Below are 24379 nucleotides of genomic sequence, written 5' to 3' on the forward strand. Positions count from 1 at the left end.
CCCCCCGTCAGCGGACGCCAAGAAGCGATACTTTGATCGCACTTGGAGGTCCCTTATGTCCCGTATCACCCGTCGTAGCTACACCGATGAGTTCAAGCACCAAGCCGTCGAGTTGGCCGAGTCGCTCGGGCCTGCCGCAGCGGCCCGTCAGTTGGAGATGTCGGTCAAGACGCTGGCAAACTGGCTTGACGCGGTCCGTGCTGGCCGGTCGTTGACCTCTGAGGCTCGCAGGCCAGCCACCGACCTGGAAAGCGAGATCAGCCGCCTTCGGGCCGAGAACGCCAATCTTAAGATGGAGCGGGAAATCCTAAAAAAAGCGGCGGCGTTCTTTGCCAGAGAGTCCAAGTGAGGTACGCCTTCGTCGCCAGTCAAAGGACTCACTACCCGACCAGGTTGTTGTGTCGGGTTCTTGGGGTTTCTGTCTCTGGATTCCATGACTACCTGCGCCGGCAGTGTGCCCAAACGTGCGATGTCGATTCGGCCCTCCGTACCGAGCTTCGGGCCATTCATGTGACCAGCAAGCGCAGTTATGGGCGACGTCGGCTGGTCAGGGCCTTACGAGCCAGGAATCATCCAGTCGGCCACAAGCGCGTGGCACGGTTAATGGCCGAGGAGCGAATCCAGGGCAAGACCAAAGGCCGATTCCGACCCAAGTCCTCTGGCGGCTCATCTCAGCTCGCCCCCAACCTGCTGGATCGGCAATTTGCCCCCGGAACCGGACCGACGGCGTGGGTCGGGGATATCACGTATGTCCCCACCCGCCAGGGATGGCTGCATCTGGCCGTGGTCATCAGCGTCCAGACCCGGCAGGTGCTGGGCTACAGCGTTTCCAAGCGTCTGACTGAAGANAGGGCCTTACGAGCCAGGAATCATCCAGTCGGCCACAAGCGCGTGGCACGGTTAATGGCCGAGGAGCGAATCCAGGGCAAGACCAAAGGCCGATTCCGACCCAAGTCCTCTGGCGGCTCATCTCAGCTCGCCCCCAACCTGCTGGATCGGCAATTTGCCCCCGGAACCGGACCGACGGCGTGGGTCGGGGATATCACGTATGTCCCCACCCGCCAGGGATGGCTGCATCTGGCCGTGGTCATCAGCGTCCAGACCCGGCAGGTGCTGGGCTACAGCGTTTCCAAGCGTCTGACTGAAGAGCTGGTGGTGAAAGCATTTGCCAATGCTTGGGCTCTGCATCCACAACGACCCGGCCTGATCTTCCATTCAGATCGTGGTGGGCAGTACTGGGGAAACGAGTTTCGCCAGCTGCTGCAGTCCCATGACGTGGTCCAAAGCATGAGCCGGCCTGGCAATTGCTGGGACAACGCGGTGGCCGAGAGCTTCTTTGCGACGCTCAAGACAGAAGAGGCTGCCGAGCCTTACGCCAGTAGGGAACAAGCCAGCCAGTCCATCGCTGCTTACATCCACGGCTTCTACAATCCAGCCCGGCTACACTCGGCGCTGGGCTACCACTCGCCTAACAACTACGCCCGGCAGCTCCGGGCTGCCGCCTGAAACGGCTTCATGGCGTCCGTTTTCAGGGGGCCAGATCAGTTTCGCCAGCTGCTGCAGTCCCATGACGTGGTCCAAAGCATGAGCCGGCCTGGCAATTGCTGGGACAACGCGGTGGCCGAGAGCTTCTTTGCGACGCTCAAGACAGAAGAGGCTGCCGAGCCTTACGCCAGTAGGGAACAAGCCAGCCAGTCCATCGCTGCTTACATCCACGGCTTCTACAATCCAGCCCGGCTACACTCGGCGCTGGGCTACCACTCGCCTAACAACTACGCCCGGCAGCTCCGGGCTGCCGCCTGAAACGGCTTCATGGCGTCCGTTTTCAGGGGGCCAGATCACACACCCCCACAACCTGCCCCACCCCGCCTTCGACAGTTTCCTGCGATCTGCCGGAACGTCTCTTGGGGTCAGATCCGTTTTCCTGCGGAAAACGGATCTGACCCCATTTGATGTATCGATATCTGACAGATGTGTCGACCAAGGTCGACACCTGCCAACAGCCGCGTGAACCTGTCAGAGGCGGGGCGGTGTGGGTTGGCAGGACCGTTGGCGCCATGGATGGCGCCATCGAGCCCCCAGGGACGGGTTAACGGCGTGTCCTGCCAACCCACACCGCCCCGCCATCCCACGGATAGCCCGCTGTTGCTGTTGCTGTTGCTGTTGCTTCGGCCTCTGCAGGTGCAGGGCTGCAAGCCCTGCCGACCAACCCCTTGATTTCGGGACAATCAGCCATACCCCTTGGCGAGGCCGCACGCGCTGGCGCGGCATTGCACATGGAGCCCTATCGATGACCGAGACCACCCAGACCGAAACCCTTGGCTTCCAGACCGAAGTCAAGCAGCTGCTGCAGCTGATGATCCACTCGCTGTACTCCAACAAGGAGATCTTCCTGCGCGAGCTGGTCTCCAACGCCGCTGACGCTGCCGACAAGCTGCGCTTCGAGGCCCTGACCCAGCCGGCCATGCTTGAAGGTGACAGCGAGCTGCGCGTGCGCGTCAGCTTCGACCCCGCCGCCCACACCATCACCATCGAAGACAACGGCATCGGCATGAGCCGCGCCGAGGCAATTGCCCATCTCGGCACGATCGCCAAGTCCGGCACCGGCGATTTCCTGCGCCAGCTGTCCGGCGACCAGAAAAAGGATTCGCAGCTTATCGGCCAGTTCGGCGTCGGCTTCTACAGTGCCTTCATCGTTGCAGACCAAGTGGAAGTGACCTCGCGCCGCGCCGGCCTGGCTGCAGGCGAAGGCGTGCGCTGGACCTCGCGCGGCGAAGGCGATTTCGAAGTGGCCACCATCGACAAGGCCGAGCGCGGCACCCGCATCGTGCTGCACCTGAAGGACGGCGAGCACGATTTCGCCGATGGCTGGCGCCTGCGCGGCATCCTCAAGAAGTATTCGGACCATATCGGCCTGCCGATCCAGATGCCGAAGGAAGGTGGCGAAGAAGGCGCCGCGGTCGAATGGGAAACCGTCAATCGCGCCAGCGCGCTGTGGACCCGCCCGCGCACCGAGATCAGCGATGCCGAGTACACCGAGTTCTACAAGCACGTGGCACACGACCACAGCGATCCGCTGGCGTGGAGCCACAACAAGGTCGAAGGCAAGCTGGAGTACACCTCGCTGCTGTACGTGCCCGGCCGCGCGCCGTTCGACCTGTATCACCGCGATGCGCCCAAGGGCCTGAAGCTGTACGTGCAGCGCGTGTTCGTGATGGACCAGGCTGAGCAGTTCCTGCCGCTGTACCTGCGCTTCATCAAGGGCGTGGTCGATTCCAACGACCTGTCGCTGAACGTCTCGCGCGAGATCCTGCAGTCCGGCCCGGTCATCGATTCGATGAAGGCCGCACTGACCAAGCGCTCGCTGGACATGCTGGAAAAGCTGGCCACAGAGAAGCCGGATCAGTACGCCACGTTCTGGAAGGAATTCGGTCAGGTGCTGAAGGAAGGCCCGGCCGAGGACTACAACAACCGCGAGAAGGTGGCCGGCCTGCTGCGCTTCGCCTCCACCCGTGGCGACGGCGATGCGCAGAACGTGTCGCTGGCTGACTACCTCGGCCGCATGGCCGAAGGCCAGGACAAGATCTACTACCTGACCGGCGAGAGCTACAGCCAGGTGCGCAACAGCCCGCACCTGGAAGTGTTCCGCAAGAAGGGCGTGGAAGTGCTGCTGCTGACCGACCGCATCGACGAGTGGCTGATGGGCTACCTGACCGATTTCGACGGCAAGGGCTTCGTCGACATCGCCCGCGGCGACCTCGACCTGGGCGCGCTGGAAACCGAAGCGGACAAGCAGGAACAGGAAGCAGCGGCCAAGGACAAGCAGGGCCTGGTCGAGCGACTGAAGACGGTGCTGGGCGATGACGTGGCCGAAGTGCGCGTCTCGCACCGCCTGACCGATTCGCCGGCGGTGCTGGCCATCGGCGAACAGGACCTGGGCCTGCAGATGCGCCAGATCCTGGAAGCCAGCGGGCAGAAGGTGCCGGACAGCAAGCCGGTGCTGGAGATCAACCCGGGCCACCCACTGATCGCCAAGCTGGATGCTGAAGCCGATGGCGCGCGTTTCGACGATCTGGGCCGGGTGCTGTTCGACCAGGCTGCATTGGCCGCCGGCGACAGCCTGAAGGATCCGGGCGCCTATGTGGCGCGCCTGAACAAGCTGCTGCTGGAGCTGTCGGCCTGATCGACAAGGTGGCCGCCGGGCATGGCCCGGCTTACCCGGCGATGCTCTGGTAGAGGCCAACCTCGGTTGGCGCCCAAAAAGCGTGCCAACCTCGGTTGGCACCTACCGGGGCGGGTGGTGAGTGCCAACCAGGATTGGCATCTACCAGGCGGGTCGAGCGTGTCAACCAAGGTTGACACCCGCGAAAGCCGGGAGGCTCAGGCCTCGCGATCCAGCAGCGAGCCGAGCATCTGGTCCTGGCGTCGGATCACCGCGGCGTTGGAAGTGAAAGCCACCACCTCGGCTTTCGCTGCCAGCAGATCACCCAGTGGTGCACTGACATCAGCGCCGGTAGGGGTCACCGCAGCCTGCACCCCACCCTGCTCCACCGTACTGCGTTGCAGCTGCAGGCGTTGGGCATCAGGAGTCGCCAGGTTGGCCACGTTGTGCGCGGCCACCTGCACGCCCTGCTGGGCCGCACGCATCCCGCCGAGGGCGATTCCCATCACGTTGTTCATGGCGGTCTCCGGACCGCCCTGCGCAGCCCTCCGGACCGGTTAACGGCCGGCCGGCCGCGACCTTGAGTCCACATCGGCCCGACAGGCCTGAGTGGTAGCATATCCCTCTGATTTCAGCGCCTTTTGCCAATGCTCAGTTTTTTCCGCCGCAAGAAGCCCCAGGATGCCCCCGCAACGGAGGCACCCAAGACCCAGCACTACTCGGCTGAAGAGCTGGCGGCGGCGTTTCCGTCGGCCGCACCGGCCGAGGACAAGGAGCCGGCACCGGTAGCCGTACCGGCCGAGCCTGCACCGGTCGAGCCGCCCCCGGCAACCGCCGTTCCGGTCGCTGTCGAGCCCACCCCGGTGATTCCGGCCCCAGCGGCACCGGTTCCGGCAGCTCCTGCGCCCACGGCGCAGATTGAAGTCGCCCCCATTGCGACCCCGGCCATCGAACCGGCACCCGCACCGCTGCCCGAGCCCACCCCGGCACCGGTCACCGACGACCTGCCTGCTGCCGCCTCGGTCGACGCTGCTCCGGCACCTGCCGGCAAGCCCGGCTGGCGCGAACGCCTGCGTAACAGCGTCATCGCGCGCAGCTTCGGTGGCCTGTTCTCGCGCAACCCAAAACTCGACGACGACCTGCTGGACGAGCTGGAAACCGCCCTGATCACCGCCGACGTCGGCGTGGGTGCCACCACCGACCTGGTCGAGGGCCTGCGCAAGCGCATGAAGTCGCGCGAGTTCGCAGATGCAAATGCGCTGCTGGCCGCGCTGCGCGCCGAGCTGATCGCGATCCTGCAGTCGGTGGCCAAGCCGCTGGTGATCGACCGCAATGCCAAGCCCTTCGTGGTGCTGACCGTCGGCGTCAACGGCGTTGGCAAGACCACCACCATCGGCAAGCTGGCCAAGCGTTTCAAGGATGAAGGCCACAGCCTGATGCTGGCCGCCGGCGACACCTTCCGCGCCGCCGCCGTCGCACAGCTCCAGGCCTGGGGCGAGCGCAACGGCGTGGCCGTGGTCGCCCAAGGGCAGAACGCCGATGCCGCTTCGGTGGCATTCGATGCGCTGCAGGCCGGCAAGGCCCGTGGCACCTCGGTGTTGATCGCCGATACCGCCGGCCGCCTGCACACCCAGTCCGGCCTGATGAACGAGCTGGGCAAGATCCGCCGCGTGCTCGGCAAGATCGACGCCACTGCACCGCACGAAGTACTGATGGTAATCGACGGCACCACCGGCCAGAACGCGCTGTCGCAGCTGCGCCAGTTCAATGCCGCGGTGAACGTGACCGGCCTGGTGGTGACCAAGCTGGACGGCACTGCCAAGGGCGGCGTGGTGTTCGCGCTGGCCCGCGAGTTCGGCATTCCGATCCGTTTCGCCGGCATCGGCGAGCGCCCGGAAGACCTGCGCGTATTCGATCCGGAAGCCTTCGTTGACGCCCTGCTGCCCGAAGCGCTGGGTGTCTGATAGACCGTGCAGCCACGCTTGGCGTGGCTCTACTGCAGCCCGGTAGAGCCCCCCCATGGGTGGCTGCCCAATTCCGGTACACCGATGCCCCGCCAGCCGCACGCCAGCGCCGGAACCACGCAGACCGACGACTTCGTCGCCCGCCTGCTGCACTGGTTCGACGACCACGGCCGCCACGATCTGCCCTGGCAGCATCCGCGCAGCCCCTATCGGGTCTGGTTGTCGGAAATCATGCTGCAGCAGACCCAGGTGGCCACGGTCATCCCGTACTTCCAGCGGTTCCTGCAGCACTTCCCGACCCTGCCCGACCTCGCCGCCGCCAGCAATGACGCGGTGATGGCGCAGTGGGCGGGGCTCGGCTACTACGCCCGCGCACGCAACCTGCACGCGGCAGCCAAGCGCTGCGTGGAACTGCACGACGGCGACCTGCCACGTGACTTCGACGCGCTGCATGCCCTGCCCGGCATCGGCCGCAGCACCGCCGGTGCGATCCTCAGCCAGGCCTGGAACGACCCGTTCGCGATCCTCGATGGCAACGTCAAGCGGGTGCTCAGCCGCTACCACGGCATCGACGGCTTCCCGGGCCTTCCGGCCATCGAGAAGCAGTTGTGGGCGATCGCCGAGGCGCACGTGGCGCAGGTGCCGGCCGGGCGCATGGCCGATTACACCCAGGCGCAGATGGACCTGGGCGCGACCGTGTGCAGCCGCGCCAGACCCGCCTGCGTGATCTGCCCGCTGCAGGACGCGTGCGTGGCGCGCCGCGAAGGCCGCACCGCTGAACTACCCACGCCCAAGCCCAGCAAGACCCTGCCCGAGCGCGAAGCAGTGGCCCTGCTGCTGCGCGACCCCCAGCAGCGCGTGCTGCTGCAGAAGCGGCCGGACACCGGCATCTGGGCGCAGCTGTGGACGCTGCCGCAGGCCGAGGCCGGCAGCGACCTGCAGGACTGGTTCGATGCGCATGTTGAAGGTTCGCTGGAAGACGCCGAGGAGCTGCCAGTGCTGCAGCACACCTTCAGTCACTACAGGCTGCACCTGCAGGTACTGTCGCGCCAGGTGAACGGCCTGCGCGTGGAAGAACCCACGCTGCGCTGGGTCGCCTACGATGAACTGCCCGCGCTGGGCCTGCCCGCGCCGATCCGCAAACTGCTCGACGGCGCGACGATCAAGACGCCAAAACGAACTTCCAAGAAACCCCGCAACCACGAGTGAGTGCCATGCCCCGAACCGTCTTCTGCCAGTACGAACAACGCGATGCCGAGGGCCTGGACTTCGTGCCCTACCCCGGCGAGCTGGGCCAGCGCATCTTCAACAACATCGGCAAGCAGGCCTGGGCTGCGTGGCTGGCGCACCAGACCATGCTGATCAACGAAAACCGCCTGTCGCCGCGTACACCGGAACATCGTGCGTTCCTCGAAGGCGAACTGGTCAAGTTCCTGTTCGAGAAGGACGCGCAAAAGCCGGCCGGCTTCACTCCGGAAGCCTGACGCACAGGTAGTGCCGGGCGCTGGCCGGCAACCTGGCATCTGCGCGATGTCGGCCAGCGGCCGGCATGACCGCGCTATTTCGTGCTTTCCTCGCGCTCCTGCACCTGCGCCTGGCGCAGCTCCTGCTCGGAAGCGCGTAGTGCCTTCACATCCAGCTTGCGGATGCTGTCGATGAAGCACGGCAGGCGCGGGCCGCCGGTAGGGTCGCGCACCAGCACCTTGTCGAAACGCGCCGAAACACGATTCATCTGGCTGGTCAGGCCGATGGCGGTGGCATATGGCAGGTCCTGGCAGGGCCCCCTCAACTCCAGCAGGTAGGCCTCGCTGGGACGCGTCCATACCGCAAGCGCGCTGTCACCCAGCTCGGTCCAGCCATTGAGGGTGCCGAAGAACTGCATGTCGTTCTGCGGCGCACCGGCATGGGCACGGTACAGGTCAAGCTTATCGGCGCTGCTGAGCCGGCCAGTGGTCGCACACGCGGCCAGCGCCAGGCAGAGTCCGGCCACCAGGAACGGGGTCTTCATGGCGATCTCCTCGGGGAACTGTCGCCATCATGCGCCCGGGCCGGCAACGGCGGCGCGACGACCGACAGCCCCATTCAGGCGCTGGTCGGCGGTCGACCAAGGCCGACCTCTACCAAAGCAGACCCAAGGCCCCGGATTCCGGTAGTCACCAACCTTGGTTGGCGCCTGCCCTGCAGGAGCAGCCGACCAGGGTCGGCTTCCACCAAAGCGGCCCCGGCGCCTCAGACATCGGCGTGGGCCAGTGCGTGCAAGCGCCCTTCGCGCAGCTCCAGCACCCGGTCGAGGCGGCGCGCCAAGCTGCGGTCGTGGGTCACCAGCACCAGGCTGGTGTGGCGCGCACGATTCAGTTCCAGCATCAGCTCGAACACCGTCGCGGCCGTGCGGTCATCCAGGTTGCCGGTCGGCTCGTCACCCAGCACGCAGGCTGGGTGATTGACCAGTGCCCGCGCCACCGCAGCACGCTGCCGCTCACCACCAGACAGCTCGCCCGGCTTGTGATCCAGGCGATGGCCGAGGCCGACCGCTTCCAGCAGCGTGGTGGCCCGGCTGCTCGCTTCTGCTACCGCAGTGCCAGCCAGCAGTACCGGCATCATCACGTTTTCCAGCGCGGTGAACTCCGGCAGCAGGTGATGGAACTGGTAGACGAAGCCCAGCGCCTGGTTGCGCAGCAGACCGCGCGCGGTATCCGACAGCGCCGACATGCGCTGCCCGGTCACGTAGACCTCGCCGGCGGTTGGAATGTCCAGGCCGCCCAGCAGGTGCAGCAGCGTGCTCTTGCCGGCGCCGGAGGCACCGATGATCGCCACCGTCTCGCCGGCGGTCACGGTCAGGTCCAGGCCATCGAACACCGGGGTCTGCATGCGCCCTTCGGCGTAGGTCTTGCCCAGTGCTTCGGCGCGGATCACTTCGTCGCCGCGGTTGAAGACCTTATTCATAACGCAGGGCCTCCGCCGGCTGGGTGCGTGCTGCCCGCCAGGCGGGATACAGGGTGGCCAGGAAGCTCATCAGCAGCGCGACCACGGTGATCGCCACCACGTCGCCGGTCTGCATGTCGGTCGGCAGGCCGGTGATGTAGTACACATCCTCCGGCAGCAGCTTGACGTTGAACACGCTCTCGATGGCGCCGAGGATGCGTTCCAGGTTGAGGGTCAGGGTGATGCCGCCGATCAGGCCGGCCAGCGTGCCGAAGATGCCGATCAGCGAACCCTGCACCATGAACACCTGCATCACCCCCCCCGGCGTCAGGCCAAGGGTGCGCAGGATGGCGATGTCGGCCTGCTTGTCGGTCACCAGCATCACCTGCGACGACACCAGGTTGAAAGCGCCCATGGCGATGATCAGCGACAGCAGGATGCCCATCACTACCTTCTCCATGCGCAGCGAGTGGTAGAGATTGGCGTTCTGCTGGGTCCAGTCACTTACCCGGTACGCGCCGCCGAGGCTCTGCGCCAGGTCCACACCCACTTCCAGCGAGCGGTCCATGTCGTGCAGTTTCAGCCGCACGCCGGTAGCGCCATCGGAACGCAGCACGCGCTCCAGGTCCTGCATGTTGGCGAAGCCGACGCCGCGGTCGACCTCGTTGTAGCCGGCCTCGAAGATGCCGCTGACGGTGAAGCGTTTCATCCGCGGCACTGCGCCAGCAGGCGTGCCCTGCACTTCTGCAAAGGTCACCAGCACCTGGTCGCCAACGTCCACGCCCAGCCAGACCGCCAGTTCTTTGCCCAGCAGCACGTTGAAGCTGCCCGGCTTGAGGCTGTCATAGCTGCCCTTGGTGACCTTCTTGTCGATCACCGACACCTTCGGCTCCAGCGCCGGATCGATGCCCTGGATGATTGCGCCCTGCACGCGCGGGCCGCTGATCATCGACTGGATCTCGATGTACGGCGCGGCACCGGCCACGCGCGGGTCCTTGCGGGCGACGTCCACCACGCGCATCCAGTCCGGCATCGGCTCGCCGTCGCGGCTGATGGTGGTGTGCGCGGTCATCTGCAGCAGGCGGCTGCGGATTTCCTTCTGGAAACCGCTCATCACCGCCAGGGTGGTGATCAGCACCGTAACGCCGAGCGCGATGCCCAGGATCGATGCCATCGAGATGAAGGAGATGAAGCCGTTGCGGCGCTTGGCGCGCAGGTAGCGCAGGCCAATGGCCACGGGAATGGGTTTGAACATGCAGGCACGCCGGTCAATTCAGCTTATGGTGCCATCGACCGGGGCCTACGGGAAACGCCGCGTGCGGCCACGGCCAGTCGCAGTTCACGTCGCTGCCTGGAATCGAGCACATCGGGCCAGAACAGCAGGCGCCGGCGGCGCCGATCCTCACGCCAGAGCAACAACAGCCATGGCCCACGCACGACCAGTTGTGGTGCATCGACGTCCTGCCCGGCCACCTGCAGCGACTCGGGCGGTACCGGTAGAAGCACCTGCACGCGCGGCCTGCGCTGGCGCCAGGCCAGTTCGGCCAACCCGATGCCCCAGGCCAGCAACAGCGCCGGCGTCAGCAGCCTGGGCGGCAGATCCGATGCGCGCAGCAGCCAGGGTGCGGCCAGCAGCACCGCCAGCTGGGCGGCGGCCTGCAGCCGCGAGGGGCGCCACTCAAGGCTTGAGGGCGAGGATCTTCTGCATGAGGGGGATCGCGTGCGCATGCGGGCAGGCCTCATAGCCCATGAACCAGCGCCACAACTTATCGTCCTCGCAGTCGAGCAGGAACAGGAAAACCTCGCGCTCCTCGGTCGGCGCAGTGCTCCATTCGTGGTCGAGATAACGGCCGAACAGCTGGTCCAGCTCACGCATGCCGCGGCGGCAGCGCCAGCGCAGCTTCTTCAGCAGAACGTCTTCTTCCATCGTGTTTCTCCAGATACAGCAAAGCCACGCAAGGCGTGGCTCTACTGGGGTGGCACAGCCACGCATGGCGTGGCTCTACCGGGTACGGCCAGAGCCGATCAGGCGCGGCGTTCCATCATCAGCTTCTTGATCTCGGCGATCGCCAGCGCCGGGTTCAGGCCCTTCGGGCAGGTCCGGGCGCAGTTCATGATGGTGTGGCAGCGGTACAGCTTGAACGGATCTTCCAGATCGTCCAGGCGCGCACCGGTGTCCTCATCACGCGAGTCGATGATCCAGCGGTAGGCCTGCAGCAGGATCGCCGGGCCCAGGTAACGCTCGCCGTTCCACCAGTAGCTCGGGCAGCTGGTCGAGCAGCAGGCGCACAGGATGCACTCGTACAGACCGTCCAGCTTCTTGCGGTCTTCCGGCGACTGCAGGCGCTCACGGTCCGGCGGTGCCGGGGTCTGGGTGCGGATCCACGGCTTGATCGAGGCGTACTGCGCATAGAAGTGGGTCAGGTCCGGAACCAGATCCTTCACCACGTTCATGTGCGGCAGCGGGTAGATCGGCACTTCCTTCTTGCCGCAGTCCGAGATGGCTCGGGTGCAGGCCAGGGTGTTGGTGCCGTCGATGTTCATCGCGCACGAACCACAGATGCCTTCGCGGCACGAGCGGCGGAAGGTCAGGGTCGGGTCGATCTCGTTCTTGATCTTGATCAGGGCGTCCAGGACCATCGGGCCACACGCGTCCAGATCGACTTCATAGGTATCGGTGCGCGGGTTGCTGTCGTCGTCCGGACTCCAGCGGTAGATCTTGAAGGTGCGCACGTTCTTGCCGCCGTTCTTGACGGGGAAGTGCTTGCCCTTCGTGATCTTGGAATTCTTGGGGAGTGAAAACTCGGCCATGGCTGCTCTCGTTGGCTCAGGCGGCCCGCGCCCTTGGGCGCGGATTGCATGGTAGGCGGGGTCGGATCAGTACACGCGCGGCTTCGGCGGCACCACGGACACGTCGTCGGTCAACGTGTACATGTGCACCGGACGGTAGTCGAAGCTGCACTTGCCCTTCTCGTCGACGCTGACCAGGGTGTGCTTCTGCCAGTTGACGTCGTCGCGGTCCGGATAGTCCTCGTGCGCATGCGCACCACGGCTTTCCTTGCGCTGTTCGGCCGAGTTGATCGTCGCCACCGCGTTGAGCAGCAGGTTGTTCAGCTCGTAGGTCTCGATCAGGTCCGAGTTCCACACCAGCGAACGGTCGGAGACCTTCACGTCCTGGAACGAGTCGAAGATCTTGTCCATCTTCTCGCAGCCTTCCTTCAGCGTCTGGCTGGTGCGGAAGACGGCCGCGTCGGCCTGCATGGTGCGCTGCATGCGATCGCGGATGACCGAGGTCGGGGTATCGCCGTTGGCATGGCGCAGCTTGTCCAGCAGGCCCAGCGCCTTGTCGCAGGCATCGGCCGGCAGCGGCTTGTGCGATGCGCCCGGCTTGATGGTCTCGGCGCAGCGGTTGGCCACCGCACGACCGAACACCACCAGGTCCAGCAGCGAGTTCGAGCCCAGTCGGTTGGCGCCGTGCACGGACACGCAGGCCGCTTCACCGATGGCGTACAGGCCCGGCACCACGGCATTGTCGTTGTCGCCGACCTTCTGCACCACTTCGCCGTGGTAGTTGGTCGGGATGCCGCCCATGTTGTAGTGCACGGTCGGGATGACCGGGATCGGCTGCTTGTGCACGTCGACGCCGGCAAAGATGCGGGCGCTTTCGGCGATGCCCGGCAGCTTGTCGTCGATCACGCCCGGGCCGAGGTGGGTCAGGTCGAGCAGGATGTGGTCCTTGTGCTCGCCGACGCCGCGGCCTTCGCGGATCTCGATGGTCATCGAACGGCTGACCACGTCGCGCGAGGCCAGGTCCTTGTAGTGCGGCGCGTAGCGCTCCATGAAGCGCTCGCCGCTGCTGTTGCGCAGGATGCCACCTTCACCGCGGACACCCTCGGTGATGAGGCAGCCGGCGCCGTAGATGCCGGTCGGGTGGAACTGCACGAACTCCATGTCCTGCATGGCGATGCCGGCACGCATGGCCAGGCCGCCACCGTCGCCGGTGCAGGTGTGCGCCGAGGTGGCGCTGAAGTAGGCACGGCCGTAGCCGCCGGTGGCCAGTACCACGCCCTGGGCGCGGAACAGGTGCAGGGTGCCGTCGGACATGTCCAGGGCCAGCACGCCGCGGCAGGCGCCTTCGTCGTCGAAGATCAGGTCGAGCGCGAAGTACTCGATCATGAAGCGCGCATCGTGCTTCAGCGACTGCTGGTACAGGGTGTGCAGCATCGCGTGGCCGGTACGGTCGGCCGCCGCGCAGGTACGCTGCGCCGCCGGGCCTTCGCCGTACTTGGTGGTCATGCCACCGAACGGACGCTGGTAGATCTTGCCTTCGGCGGTGCGGGAGAACGGCACGCCGTAGTGTTCGAGCTCGATGATGGCCGGGATGGCCTCACGGCACATGTATTCGATGGCGTCCTGGTCGCCCAGCCAGTCCGACCCCTTGATGGTGTCGAAGAAGTGGTAGCGCCAGTCGTCTTCGCCCATGTTGGCGAGTGCGGCCGAGATACCGCCCTGGGCGGCAACGGTGTGCGAACGGGTCGGGAAGACCTTGGTCAGGCACACGGTCTGCAGGCCCTTGGCGGCCAGGCCGAACGTGGCGCGCAGGCCGGCGCCGCCAGCGCCGACCACGACCATGTCGTACTTGTGTTCGGTGATCTTGTAAGCGGACATCTAATCTGGATTCCTGTGTAGGTGCCTGGGCTCAGGCAACGCCGAGGGCGATGCGGCCCACCGCAAACACACTGACGATCATGCCGAGCACGGCGACGAACTTCACCGCGGTCTGCAGCACCAGGGCCAGCAGCGATTCGTGGATGTAGTCTTCCAGCACGACCTGCATGCCGAGCTGCGCGTGCCAGAACATGGCGATCAGCAGGCCGATCAGCGGCACTGCGTTCCACGGCTTGGCCACGGCGGCGGCGGCGGTCGCGTAGTCCGAGCCCAGCAGGCCCAGCACGAAGACCAGGAACCAGATACCCAGCACCACCAGCGCGGCGGCAGTCAGGCGCTGATGCACGAAGTGCTCGGTGCCGGTCTTGGCCGAGCCAAGGCCACGCACGTTCTTCAACGGGGTACGGAACTTGCTCACGCGGCACCTCCGAACATCACATAGGCCCACACCAGCAGGGTGATCACCAGGCTGCCGGTGACCGACAGCCAGCTGCTGCGGATGAAGGCGGGGATGCTGAAGCCGATGGCGAAGTCCTGCACCACATGGCGGATGCCATTGCACAGGTGATAGGCGAACGACCATGTCCACGCGAACAGGAACACGCGGCCATACCAGGCCCCGGCATGGCCGGTGAAGCAGTTCCAGGACTCGGGCCCCATCATCAGGGCCAGCAGGCCGGCAGCGATGATGAGGGCACCAACAGACAGAAAGACGCCAGTGGCTCGATGCAGGATCGAGGTGGCCATCTGAATCTGCCAGCGATACACCTGAAGGTGCGGGGAAAGTGGGCGTTGTCTGGTCGCCATTCGCTGGGCTCGTTGTCTCGGCTGGGCGGCACGCGGCCGCGTTGGCTCAATGCTGATCAGAAATCGATGCAGCGTCCGTTTTTCTCCCAATCGCCATACCGCACCGGATCAAGTCCGCCGCGGCCGCCGAATTCTTCTGCTTTTTCCTGTTCCACGGGCACGGGTGCCGCGGGGACCAGCGGGGCTTCAGATTCGTCGTCGGGAGTGGGGGTTGTTTGGCCTATCATGTTCGGTCTCGCAACGCACAAATTTTAGACCTCGTTCACGTGCCTGACAACCTGCCCCCTGCTTTCGTCGGATATCCGCGCCTGCCCGGCCACCAGCTGCTGAGCCTGCAGGGCCCGGATGCGGCTGTCTTTGCCCACGCCCAGTTCAGCAGCGATGTCTCCGCCCTGCCCCTGCTGCACTGGCAGTGGAGTGCCTGGTTGAGCGCCAAGGGCCGCACCCTGGCGGTGTTCCAGTTGCTGCGGTTGGCCGACGACCACCTGATGCTGGTGCTGGCGGATGGCGATGCCGATGCGATTGCGTCGCAACTGCAGCGCTTCGTGTTCCGCCGCAAGGTGAAGGTGCTGGTGCGCGACGATCTGGCGGCGGCCGGGGCGTTCACTGCGCCCGAGGCCGCCAGCGGCGCCGCGATTGCGCAGGCCGCAGGTGATGGCTGGGAACTGGATCTGGGCAGCGATGCCCTGCCGCGCACCCTGCGCATCGGCGCCGCCGATGCCTTTGCGGCCGGCAGCGAAACCGATGAGGCCGCTTTCGCCCTGGCTTGGCGCCAGGCCGACCTGCGCTACGGGCTGCCGCGGCTGGAAGAAGGCCAGCGCGAGGTGTGGACCCCGCAGCAGCTGGGCCTGGACCGTCTGAACGGCTACAGCGTGAAGAAGGGCTGCTATCCCGGCCAGGAAATCGTCGCCCGCACCCACTTCCTCGGCAAGGCCAAGCGCGCGGTGCAGCTGCTGCATACCGCGGCACCGGCGCAGGCCGGCGATGGCGTGCAGCAGGACGGCGCGGCGCTGGGCACGATCGCCTGCGTGGCCGGCGACCTGGCACTGGCGGTGCTGCCACTGGAGGCCGGTGATGCTGACCTGCAGGTGGGTGATGCCATCGCGCAGCGCGTGCCGTTGCTGGATGGATTGGCACGCTGAAGCAGGTTGGTGGGGATCTGCACTGGTGGGTGCGGACCGTTGGTCCGCACGCCTGAAATGGTAGTGCCGGCCGCTGGCCGGCAACCAAGCACGGTTGAGGCTGCCGACCAGCGGCCGGCCCTACCCGTTACAGGCGCTCGCCGGTTTCCGCGCTGAAGAAATGCAGGCCCTGCGGGTGGATCGCCACGCGGATCTGATCGCCCACCGCCGGCAGCGCCTGCGGCGCCACGCGCATGGTCAGCGCGTGCTGGCCACTGCTCAGATTCACGAAGATCTCGTTGCCGACCGGCTCGATGCCTTCGATGCGCGCGGTGAACGCATGCGCATCATCGGCGCTGGCCGGCTGCAGGTGCTCCGGACGCACGCCCACCGCGATCGGCTTCTGCAGCCAAGCCGGATCGATCGTGGCCTGGCCCAGCGGTGCACGCCAGTCGCCGTCGACCACGGTCACGCCGCCGGCATCGCCCTGCAGCGTGCCGCGCAGCACGTTCATCGCCGGGCTGCCGAGGAAGCCGGCCACGAACAGATTGGCCGGACGGTCGTACAGCGCCATCGGCGTATCGATCTGCTGGATGATGCCGTCCTTCAGCACCACGATGCGCTGGCCCAGGGTCATCGCCTCGACCTGATCGTGCGTCACGTAGATCATGGTGGTGCCCAGCTTGCGGTGCAGCTGCGCGATTTCGGTACGCACGCTGTGACGCAGCTTGGCATCCAGATTGGACAGCGGCTCATCGAGCAGGAACACCGCCGGCTCGCGCACCAGCGCCCGGCCCAGCGCAACTCGCTGGCGCTGGCCGCCGGACATCGCCTTGGGCAGCTTGTCCATCATCTCGGTCAGGCCCAGCGTCTGCGCTGCTTCGGCGATGCGCTTGTCGATGGTCGCCTTGTCATGGCCGCGCAGCTTCAGGCCGAAGGCCAGGTTCTCGGCCACGGTCATGTGCGGGTACAGCGCGTAGCTCTGGAACACCATGGCGATGTCGCGATCCTTCGGTGCCACGTCGTTGACCACGCGATCACCGATGGTCAGCGTGCCACCACTGATCTCTTCCAGGCCAGCCACCATCCGCAGCAGGGTCGACTTGCCACAGCCGGACGGACCGACCAGCACCATCAGCTCGCCATCGGCGACCTCGAAGCTGGCGTCCTTCACCGCGACCTGGCCGTTGTCATAGACCTTGCGCACACCCTGCAACTGCACTTTTGCCATATCACCTATCCGGTCCGCCCGAAGCCGGGCTGTCTTTTGGGACTGCCTCGGCCCTCCCGATGGCAGTGATGATTGCGCGCCTGCCGCATGACGGCGAGCACTGCAATCGAATACAGTTGCCCATTCTGCCATGTAAACGTTTTCACGTGGCACTATCCGATGATCGGTGCGCACCGATCTGCGTCGGCGGTTGAACGAAGCTTCCGCCGAGGCAGTGGTTTCGAATGGAGCGGTCTTCCGGTACCCCGGAGACCGCCCCCGACGAACCTCGGACAGGCAGTTGCGCGGATGTCCCCCGAACCCAGCCATGAAGCGATTGACAACGATGTCACCCGGATCTGAAACTCGAGCGATGCACGACACCCTCTTCCTGTTCGGTGCCACAGGTGATCTGGCCCAGCGCTACCTGTTCCCTTCGCTGCTTCGCCTGCTTGGCGACGGCCTGCTGCCGGAGGACTTCCGCATCCGTGCGCTGGCCCTGTCCGGGCATGACACCGAAGCCTTCCATGACATCCTGCGGCCGCGCCTGCAGCAGGCCATGCCGATGGCCACGCAGGACGACATCAGTGCCCTGCTGCGCCGCATCGACTACCGTTCGGTGGATCTGCGCGACGTCGACTCGGTTGCCGCCGCCGTCTCCGATCTGGTGCATCGCAAGTGCGTCAGCTACCTGGCCATTCCGCCGGGCCTGTACATCTCCACCTGCGAAGGCCTGGCCAAGGGTGGCGCCCTCGCCGCGCCGGCACGCCTGATGCTGGAGAAGCCGATCGGCAGCGACAGCGAGAGCGCCGAGGAAATCATCAGCACCATCGGCCAGTGGATCGACGAGGACCGCGTGTTCCGCCTCGACCACTACCTCGGCAAGGCCGCGGTGCAGAACCTGATCGCGCTGCGCTTCGGTAACACGCTGCTGGAAGCGGTATGGAACCGCAACTACATCGAATCAGTGCACATCCTGGTGGCCGAGAGCGAGGGCGTGGACGGCCGTGACGCGTACTACGCGCGCTCCGGCGCGCTGCGCGACATGGTGCAGAGCCACATCCTGCAGCTGCTGTGCATGGTGGCGATGGAGCCGCCGGCCTCGCTGGAAGCCGATCGCATCCGCGACGAGAAGGTCAAGGTGCTGCGCGCGCTGCGTCCACTCGATGCCAGGCACGCCGCGCGTGACAGCATCCGCGGCCGCTACACCGCCGGCACCATCAACGGCCAGCCGGCGCAGGCCTACCAGCCGCCGGAAGGCAGCGACGTGGAAACCTTCGCAGGCGTCACCGCGCACATCGACAACTGGCGCTGGAGCGGCGTGCCGTTCCACCTGGTCACCGGCAAGCGCCTGCCCGAGCGCACCACCCGCGTGGTGGTCACGCTGAAGCCGGTCACCCACTGGCTGTTCGAGCGCCCGCAGCGCGCGCAGGCCGCACCTAACCGCTTGGTGTTCCAGCTGCAGCCGCAGGAGAACATCGAACTGGGCCTGATGAGCAGCCTGGCCGGCCCGGAATGGGGCGCGCTGGAACTGCATCCGCTGGAACTGGAACTGTCGGTGCCGACCGGCCTGCACCGCCGCATCGCCTACGAACGCCTGTTCCTGGATGCCTTCAACGGCAACCACACGCTGTTCGTGCGCGACGACGAAGTGCGTGCCGCGTGGGCGTGGATCGACAGCGTCGCCGACGCCTGGAAGGAGGCCAAGCTGCCGCTGGAACCCTATCCCGCCGGCCAATGGGGCCCGAGCAACGCAACGGAGTTCCTGCCGCAGGGCGTGGACGCACCGGACAGCGAGGCGTCGGCATGAGTGCCAACTCGCAGCCGGTGCTGGTCGCCGACATCGGTGGCACCAACGCCCGCTTCGCCCTGGCCGACACCTCGCTGGACGCGCCATTGCTGAAGGAGAGCATCCGCGAGTACGCAGTGGCGGAGTTCCCGTCGCTTGGCGATGCCGCCCGCCATCACCTTGAGCAGATCGGCGCTGCCGCCAGCCGCGGCGTGTTCGCGGTGGCCGGTCGCGTAGACGGTGACGAGGCACGCATCACCAATCATCCGTGGGTGATCTCGCGCAGCCGCACCGCGGCGATGCTCGGTTTCGACGAGCTGCACCTGATCAACGACTTCGCCGCACAGGCAATGGCGATCTCGCTGCTGCAGCCCGAAGATGTGGTCCAGGTCGGTGGCGCCGCCTGGGTCCCGGGCAAGCCGGGCCAGCCACGCAACTATGCGGTGATCGGGCCCGGTACCGGGCTCGGCGTCGGTGGCCTGATCCTGCGCCACGGCCGCTGCTACCCGCTGGAAACCGAAGGCGGCCATGTCAGCTTCCCGCCGGGAACGCCGGAGGAGATCCGCATCCTGGAGATCCTGTCCGAGCAGTTCGGCCGCGTCTCCAATGAGCGCCTGATCTGTGGCCCCGGCCTGGTCAACATCCATCGCGCGGTGTGCGAGATGGCCGGTATCGACCCGGGCCAGCTGCAGCCGGTGGACGTGACCGCCCGCGCCCTGCAAGGCGATCCGCAGGCAATGCGCACCGTCGATGTGTTCTGCGCCGTGTTCGGCGCCATTGCCGGCGACCTGGTACTGACCCAGGGCGCCTGGGACGGCGTGTTCCTCACCGGTGGACTGACCCCGAAGATGCTCGATTCGCTGCAGCACTCCGGGTTCCGCCAGCGCTTCGAACACAAGGGGCGGTTCTCTTCGATCATGGCCCGGGTGCCGTCGCTGGCCGTGATGCATCCCCATGCCGGACTGCTGGGCGCCGCCGCCTATGCCGCCGATGCCGAACGTGACGCACCTGGAGTTGCCGCATGAGCCCCACCTTCCACGACGACCGCGTCGAGTTCATCCACCATGGCGATGCCGACGGCTGGATCGAAGCGGTAGCCGCCGAGATGGCGCAGACCCTCAACCACGACATCAATGAAGTGGGCCGCGCCCGCATTCTGTTGTCCGGCGGCACCACGCCGGCACCGGTCTACCAGGCGCTGGCCGAACTGGACGTGCACTGGGACCGGGTTGAAGTGAGCCTGGCCGACGAGCGCTGGCTGTCGCCGCAGGATCGCGACAGCAACGCATGGCTGGTGCGCGAGCACCTGCTCAAGCGCGCCGAGGGTGCGCATTTCGATCCGCTGGTGCGCATTGGCAAACCCCTGCCGGAATGTGTGTACACCGCCAACCTGCAGGCCCAGCACAGCCAGCCGCCGAGCCTGGTGGCACTGGGCATGGGCAACGACGGCCACACCGCCTCGCTGTTCCCCGGCTCGAAGGACCTGGCCCGCGCACTGGAAAGCACCCTGCCCTACGCGGCGCTGGATGCCACCGGCTGCCCGGGCGCGAACCAGTGGCCGCTGCGCATCACGCTGACCCCGCATGGGCTGCGCCAATGCCGCCAGCGCCTGCTGCTGCTGCGCGGCAAGCAGAAGCTGCAGGTGCTGCGCCAGGCGTTGGACAGCAACGACGCCCAGCAGTACCCGATCCTCAACGCGATCAACCTGGAAGGCGCGCGCCTGCGCGTCCACTGGGCTGATTGATGTCGGCGGCGGCGCCCTGCCGCCGCTTGCCTCTCGCCACCTTGAACGCCGGTAGCCAATGAGCCTCCATCCGCAACTGCAAGCCATCACTGAGCGCGTCATCCGCCGCAGCGCCGCCTCGCGTGCCGCCTACCTGGCCGCGATCGACGCCTCCCTGCGCGAAGGCCCGTTCCGCAGCCGCCTGAGCTGCGGCAACCTCGCCCACGGATTCGCCGCCTGTGGCGGCACCGACAAGAGCCGCCTGCGCGGCGGCGTAACGCCGAACCTGGGCATCATCAGCGCCTACAACGACATGCTCTCGGCGCACCAGCCGTTCGAGACCTATCCCGAGCAGATCCGCGAGATCGCCCGCGAGCTCGGTGCTACGGCACAGGTGGCCGGCGGCGTGCCGGCGATGTGCGACGGCGTCACCCAGGGCCGCGGCGGCATGGAACTGTCTCTGTTCTCGCGCGATGTGATCGCGCAGGCGACCGCGATCGGGCTCAGCCATGACATGTTCGACAGCACCGTCTACCTCGGCGTGTGCGACAAGATCGTGCCCGGCCTGTTGATCGGTGCGCTGGCCTTCGGCCACCTGCCGGCGGTGTTCGTGCCGGCCGGCCCGATGACCCCGGGCATCCCCAACAAGCAGAAGGCGGAAGTGCGCGAGCGCTATGCCGCCGGCGAAGCCACCCGCGAAGAGCTGCTGGAAGCCGAGTCCGCCTCATACCACGGCGCCGGCACCTGCACCTTCTACGGCACCGCCAATTCCAACCAGGTGCTGCTGGAAGCGATGGGCGTGCAGCTGCCGGGCGCGTCGTTCGTCAATCCGGGCACGCCGCTGCGCGACGCGCTGACCCGCGAAGCGACCGAACGTGCACTGGACATCACCGCACTGGGCGACGACTTCCGTCCGCTGGGCCGGATCATCGACGAGCGCGCGATCATCAATGCGGTCATCGCGCTGATGGCCACCGGTGGTTCGACCAACCACACCATCCACTGGATCGCAGTGGCGCGTGCCGCCGGTATCGTGCTGACCTGGGACGATTTCGACGAACTGTCGCAGCTGATTCCGCTGCTGGCCCGCGTCTATCCAAACGGCGAGGCCGACGTGAACCGCTTTGCGGCCGCTGGCGGCCCGGCGTTCGTGTTCGGCGAGCTGATCAAGGCGGGCCTGATGCACGGCGATCTGGTCAGCGTGGCGCGCGGCGGCATGGCCGACTACGCACGCGAACCGCAGCTGCGCGATGGCCAGCTGGTCTATCTGCCGGGCCTGGAACGCAGCGCCGATGACGAAGTGGTGCGTGGCGTCGACAATCCGTTCGAGCACCAGGGCGGCCTGCGCCTGCTGCGCGGCAACCTCGGCAAGTCGCTGATCAAGCTGTCGGCGGTAAAGCCGCAGTACCGCACGATCGAAGCGCCGGCCGTGGTGGTCGATGCACCGCAGGTGCTGAACAAGCTGCACGCCGGTGGCCTGCTGCCGCAGGACTTCGTGGCGGTGGTGCGTTACCAGGGCCCGCGTGCCAACGGCATGCCCGAACTGCATTCGCTGGCGCCGCTGCTGGGCCTGTTGCAGAACCAGGGCCGGCGCGTGGCGCTGGTCACCGACGGTCGCCTGTCCGGCGCCTCGGGCAAGATTCCGGCGGCGATCCACGTGACGCCGGAAGCGGCACGCGGCGGTCCGCTGGCCAAGGTCCGCGAGGGCGACATGATCCGCCTTGATGGCGAGGCCGGCACGCTGGAAGTGCTGGTGGACGCGGCCGAATGGGCGGCACGTCCGCTGGCGCCGAACACAGCACCGGCCGCGCATGACCTGGGCCGCAACCTGTTCGCGATCAACCGTCGCGTGGTGGGTCCGGCTGATCAGGGTGCGATTTCGATTTCGTGCGGGCCGGCGGCGGCTGACGGCGGGCCGTGGGAGTACGACGCGGAATATGAGCTGGGGCACGATGCCGCAGCGGCGGCGGCGCCGCATGAGGCGAAGGACGCCTGAGGGTTGAAGAGCGTTGCGGGTATGCGTTGGCGGTGAGTGTCCTGGTTGAGGCGGCGGGTAGCCCCCACCAGGACACGCCGTAAACCCATCCATGGGGGCTCGGTCGCGGTATCCATGCCGCTCACGGTCCTGGTGGGGGCTACCCGCCGCCTCAGGACAGTCTGCCGGCGCCCTCGCGCCGCGAAGTGATCACTGAAAATCAAATTCGAAAGCAAAAGGCAGAAGCAGAGCTATGGGTATCGAACAACATCAGGTGAAGGCGGCGGAGCTGTTGCATGCGGCGGGCATCCTGCCGGTGGTGACGATTCATACGCTGGACCAGGCGCGGGCGGTCAGTGCGGCGCTGCTGGAAGGTGGCTTGCCGGCGATCGAGCTGACCCTGCGTACGCCAGTGGCGATGGAAGCATTGGCGATGCTCAAGCGCGAGCTGCCGGACGTGGTGGTGGGTGCCGGTACGGTGCTGACCGTGGAGCAGATGCAGCAGTCGATCGATGCGGGTGCGGACTTCCTGGTGACCCCGGGTACGCCGCCGGCACTGGCTGATGCACTGGCCGCTGCACCGCTGCCGGTGGTGCCGGGTGCGGCCACCCCGACCGAGCTGCTGTCGCTCTACGCCCGCGGCTTCCGCGTGTGCAAGCTGTTCCCGGCCACGGCTGTGGGTGGCCTGGCAATGATCAAGGGACTGGCCGGCCCGGTGGCGGACCTGAAGCTGTGCCCGACCGGCGGCATCACCGAAAACACCGCCGCCGAGTACCTCGAGCAGAAGAACGTGGTCTGCATCGGCGGTTCGTGGATGGTGCCGGGTAACTGGATCGCCAACGGCGAATGGGACAAGGTGCGCGCCAGCGCCGCAGACGCCGCCAAGATCATCCAGCGCGTGCGCGGCCACTGAGCCCGACAAAGGTGCAGAGCCGAGCCCATGCTCGGCTCCGGCATCATCAGGGGTCAGAGCCCTTTCCCACCGGGAAAGGGATCCGACCTCGGGCGACGAGCGCGCAAAGCGCGCGACCCGCTCCTGCTCTTCCTTCTTCATTCCGCGGTGGACGCGCACGGAACCTGTCCGTGGCCCTGCGGAGGGATTGCGCAGGGGCGTAAGCGCCATGGATGGCGCGCCCGAGCCTCCAGGGATGGATTCACGGCGTCCCCTGCGCAATCCCTCCGCAGGGCCAACCCCACGAATCCTGCCGCACACCGCGAGGGGCTCAGCCGTTGGCCGAACCCCTTACAGCGGCCGTGCCGGATCCACCAACCCGTACTGGCTGGCCATCCGCGCCAGCGCGATGTTGTCGTGGATCCCCATCTTCTCGAACAACCGCGCCTTGTGCGTGTTCACCGTCTTCGCACTCAGGCTCAGGCGCCGCGCGATGTCTTCCTGGCGCAGGCCCTGGGTCAACAACAGCGCCACCTCAAGCTCGCGCGGCGACAGGTTGTCGAACGGCGAACCATTGCCTTCCACTGTCGACAGCGCCAGATTCTGCGCGATGCTGGTGCCCAGGTAGCGACGACCGGCCGCCACATCACGCACCGCGCGCAGCAGTTCCTGCGCATCGCAGCCCTTGCCGATGTAACCGGCCGCACCGGCTTCGAGCAGGCGCTTGGGCAGCGGGCCGTCTTCCAGTACCGACACGATCACCACGCGGGTATTGCGGTGGCTGCGGACGATGCGCTCGGTCACTTCCATGCCGCTCACGCCCGGCAGGTGCAGGTCGCACAGCACCACATCCGGCAGCAGCTGGCGGACTTCACGCAGCGCGTCTTCGCCGGTCTCGGCTTCGCCCACCACCTCGATGTCGGTTTCCCCCGACAGAATCATCTTCATACCAGTGCGGACCAGCGCGTGGTCATCCACCAGGTAGACTCGAATCGTCATTCATGTACCTCTTCGAATGCGGCCATTGCAGGTCAAGCTAGGCAGGGTGCCGATACCCTGCAAGCGCGTCCGGAATGCGGCATCGGCGATCTGCCTTGCGCATCACAGTACCGCGCGTTGTGCTTGCCCCCTGTCTTGCAGAACCTG

At 66.4% G+C, this 24379-nt stretch carries 26 protein-coding genes; 13 read left to right on the forward strand and 13 right to left on the reverse strand.

What is annotated here, in order from left to right; genetic code table 11:
* Positions 1-55 precede the first annotated feature (55 nt).
* The 4 genes from JLDANKMP_RS00005 (at position 56) to htpG (ending at position 4183) form a co-directional block, all read left to right on the forward strand.
* Positions 56-349, forward strand: a complete 294-nt coding sequence (locus tag JLDANKMP_RS00005) for a transposase (RefSeq protein WP_006388655.1) — start codon at positions 56-58, stop codon at positions 347-349.
* The gene (locus tag JLDANKMP_RS00010; protein WP_343237734.1) at positions 346-1506 is read left to right on the forward strand and encodes an IS3 family transposase; all 1161 of its coding nucleotides are present in this window, start codon (positions 346-348) and stop codon (positions 1504-1506) included. Before JLDANKMP_RS00005 ends, JLDANKMP_RS00010 begins: the two co-directional genes overlap by 4 nt.
* Positions 1507-1515: 9 nt before the next feature.
* Complete coding sequence (locus JLDANKMP_RS00015; protein ID WP_212560294.1) at positions 1516-1803, forward strand: integrase core domain-containing protein; 288 nt, start codon at positions 1516-1518, stop codon at positions 1801-1803.
* 487 nt (positions 1804-2290) lie between these two features.
* Positions 2291-4183: a molecular chaperone HtpG gene (gene htpG, locus JLDANKMP_RS00020; protein ID WP_212560295.1), complete on the forward strand. Its 1893-nt coding sequence runs from the start codon at positions 2291-2293 to the stop codon at positions 4181-4183.
* Between the two features lie 197 nt (positions 4184-4380).
* Here the strand turns inward: htpG and JLDANKMP_RS00025 are convergent, their stop codons facing one another.
* A complete protein-coding gene (locus JLDANKMP_RS00025; protein WP_212560296.1) occupies positions 4381-4680 on the reverse strand; it encodes a hypothetical protein in 300 nt (99 codons plus the stop codon).
* A 129-nt stretch (positions 4681-4809) separates the two neighbouring features.
* Here JLDANKMP_RS00025 and ftsY point away from each other — a divergent pair, with 129 nt between their 5' ends.
* The 3 genes from ftsY (at position 4810) to JLDANKMP_RS00040 (ending at position 7610) form a co-directional block, all read left to right on the forward strand.
* Positions 4810-6126 carry a signal recognition particle-docking protein FtsY gene (ftsY, locus tag JLDANKMP_RS00030; RefSeq protein ID WP_212560297.1) on the forward strand — a complete coding sequence of 439 codons (1317 nt, stop codon included), beginning with the start codon at positions 4810-4812 and terminating at the stop codon, positions 6124-6126.
* Between the two features lie 84 nt (positions 6127-6210).
* The gene (gene mutY, locus JLDANKMP_RS00035) at positions 6211-7335 is read left to right on the forward strand and encodes an A/G-specific adenine glycosylase (protein ID WP_212560298.1); all 1125 of its coding nucleotides are present in this window, start codon (positions 6211-6213) and stop codon (positions 7333-7335) included.
* Between the two features lie 5 nt (positions 7336-7340).
* Positions 7341-7610 (forward strand): oxidative damage protection protein, encoded by a 270-nt coding sequence (locus tag JLDANKMP_RS00040; protein WP_005409085.1) that lies wholly within the window; start codon positions 7341-7343, stop codon positions 7608-7610.
* 74 nt (positions 7611-7684) lie between these two features.
* On the opposite strand, the gene JLDANKMP_RS00045 is transcribed toward JLDANKMP_RS00040, so the two are convergent.
* The 10 genes from JLDANKMP_RS00045 to JLDANKMP_RS22390 all read right to left on the reverse strand — a co-directional run bounded on the left by JLDANKMP_RS00045 (position 7685) and on the right by JLDANKMP_RS22390 (position 14750).
* Positions 7685-8134 (reverse strand): DUF6491 family protein, encoded by a 450-nt coding sequence (locus JLDANKMP_RS00045; RefSeq protein ID WP_212560299.1) that lies wholly within the window; start codon positions 8132-8134, stop codon positions 7685-7687.
* A 221-nt stretch (positions 8135-8355) separates the two neighbouring features.
* Positions 8356-9069 carry a lipoprotein-releasing ABC transporter ATP-binding protein LolD gene (lolD, locus tag JLDANKMP_RS00050; RefSeq protein ID WP_005409083.1) on the reverse strand — a complete coding sequence of 238 codons (714 nt, stop codon included), beginning with the start codon at positions 9067-9069 and terminating at the stop codon, positions 8356-8358.
* Positions 9062-10303: a lipoprotein-releasing ABC transporter permease subunit gene (locus tag JLDANKMP_RS00055; RefSeq protein ID WP_005409082.1), complete on the reverse strand. Its 1242-nt coding sequence runs from the start codon at positions 10301-10303 to the stop codon at positions 9062-9064. The genes lolD and JLDANKMP_RS00055 overlap by 8 nt, the downstream gene beginning before the upstream one ends.
* A gap of 23 nt (positions 10304-10326) precedes the next feature.
* Positions 10327-10776, reverse strand: a complete 450-nt coding sequence (locus JLDANKMP_RS00060) for a hypothetical protein (protein WP_212560300.1) — start codon at positions 10774-10776, stop codon at positions 10327-10329.
* A complete protein-coding gene (locus JLDANKMP_RS00065) occupies positions 10727-10975 on the reverse strand; it encodes a succinate dehydrogenase assembly factor 2 (protein WP_005409080.1) in 249 nt (82 codons plus the stop codon). Before JLDANKMP_RS00065 ends, JLDANKMP_RS00060 begins: the two co-directional genes overlap by 50 nt.
* Before the next feature lie 98 nt (positions 10976-11073).
* Entirely contained in the window at positions 11074-11859 is a 786-nt protein-coding gene (locus JLDANKMP_RS00070) for a succinate dehydrogenase iron-sulfur subunit (RefSeq protein ID WP_005409079.1), read from the reverse strand.
* Positions 11860-11925: 66 nt separating this feature from the next.
* On the reverse strand, positions 11926-13716 hold the full coding sequence (gene sdhA, locus JLDANKMP_RS00075) for a succinate dehydrogenase flavoprotein subunit (protein WP_005409078.1): 1791 nt from the start codon (positions 13714-13716) through the stop codon (positions 11926-11928).
* A 31-nt stretch (positions 13717-13747) separates the two neighbouring features.
* Positions 13748-14134 (reverse strand): succinate dehydrogenase, hydrophobic membrane anchor protein, encoded by a 387-nt coding sequence (gene sdhD / locus JLDANKMP_RS00080; RefSeq protein ID WP_005409077.1) that lies wholly within the window; start codon positions 14132-14134, stop codon positions 13748-13750.
* Complete coding sequence (gene sdhC, locus JLDANKMP_RS00085) at positions 14131-14523, reverse strand: succinate dehydrogenase, cytochrome b556 subunit (protein WP_005409076.1); 393 nt, start codon at positions 14521-14523, stop codon at positions 14131-14133. The genes sdhD and sdhC overlap by 4 nt, the downstream gene beginning before the upstream one ends.
* Before the next feature lie 56 nt (positions 14524-14579).
* A complete protein-coding gene (locus tag JLDANKMP_RS22390) occupies positions 14580-14750 on the reverse strand; it encodes a DUF1674 domain-containing protein (protein ID WP_005409075.1) in 171 nt (56 codons plus the stop codon).
* Between the two features lie 39 nt (positions 14751-14789).
* On the opposite strand from JLDANKMP_RS22390, the gene JLDANKMP_RS00095 reads away from it, so the two are divergent.
* On the forward strand, positions 14790-15665 hold the full coding sequence (locus JLDANKMP_RS00095) for a folate-binding protein YgfZ (RefSeq protein ID WP_005409074.1): 876 nt from the start codon (positions 14790-14792) through the stop codon (positions 15663-15665).
* Between the two features lie 127 nt (positions 15666-15792).
* On the opposite strand, the gene ugpC is transcribed toward JLDANKMP_RS00095, so the two are convergent.
* Positions 15793-16875, reverse strand: a complete 1083-nt coding sequence (ugpC, locus tag JLDANKMP_RS00100) for a sn-glycerol-3-phosphate ABC transporter ATP-binding protein UgpC (protein WP_212560301.1) — start codon at positions 16873-16875, stop codon at positions 15793-15795.
* A 352-nt stretch (positions 16876-17227) separates the two neighbouring features.
* Between ugpC and zwf the strand changes: the two genes are divergently transcribed.
* The 5 genes from zwf (at position 17228) to eda (ending at position 23254) form a co-directional block, all read left to right on the forward strand.
* Positions 17228-18664 (forward strand): glucose-6-phosphate dehydrogenase, encoded by a 1437-nt coding sequence (gene zwf, locus JLDANKMP_RS00105; RefSeq protein WP_212560302.1) that lies wholly within the window; start codon positions 17228-17230, stop codon positions 18662-18664.
* The gene (gene glk / locus JLDANKMP_RS00110) at positions 18661-19668 is read left to right on the forward strand and encodes a glucokinase (RefSeq protein ID WP_212560303.1); all 1008 of its coding nucleotides are present in this window, start codon (positions 18661-18663) and stop codon (positions 19666-19668) included. The genes zwf and glk overlap by 4 nt, the downstream gene beginning before the upstream one ends.
* Complete coding sequence (pgl, locus tag JLDANKMP_RS00115; protein ID WP_005412970.1) at positions 19665-20387, forward strand: 6-phosphogluconolactonase; 723 nt, start codon at positions 19665-19667, stop codon at positions 20385-20387. The genes glk and pgl overlap by 4 nt, the downstream gene beginning before the upstream one ends.
* Before the next feature lie 58 nt (positions 20388-20445).
* Entirely contained in the window at positions 20446-22362 is a 1917-nt protein-coding gene (gene edd / locus JLDANKMP_RS00120) for a phosphogluconate dehydratase (RefSeq protein WP_212560304.1), read from the forward strand.
* A gap of 232 nt (positions 22363-22594) precedes the next feature.
* On the forward strand, positions 22595-23254 hold the full coding sequence (gene eda / locus JLDANKMP_RS00125; protein ID WP_049447612.1) for a bifunctional 4-hydroxy-2-oxoglutarate aldolase/2-dehydro-3-deoxy-phosphogluconate aldolase: 660 nt from the start codon (positions 22595-22597) through the stop codon (positions 23252-23254).
* A gap of 330 nt (positions 23255-23584) precedes the next feature.
* On the opposite strand, the gene JLDANKMP_RS00130 is transcribed toward eda, so the two are convergent.
* Positions 23585-24232 carry a response regulator gene (locus JLDANKMP_RS00130; RefSeq protein ID WP_005409067.1) on the reverse strand — a complete coding sequence of 216 codons (648 nt, stop codon included), beginning with the start codon at positions 24230-24232 and terminating at the stop codon, positions 23585-23587.
* Positions 24233-24379 lie beyond the last annotated feature (147 nt).

Origin of the sequence: Stenotrophomonas sp. PE591 (genome assembly GCF_018320795.1) — a bacterium.
Classification (GTDB): Bacteria; Pseudomonadota; Gammaproteobacteria; order Xanthomonadales; family Xanthomonadaceae; genus Stenotrophomonas; species Stenotrophomonas maltophilia.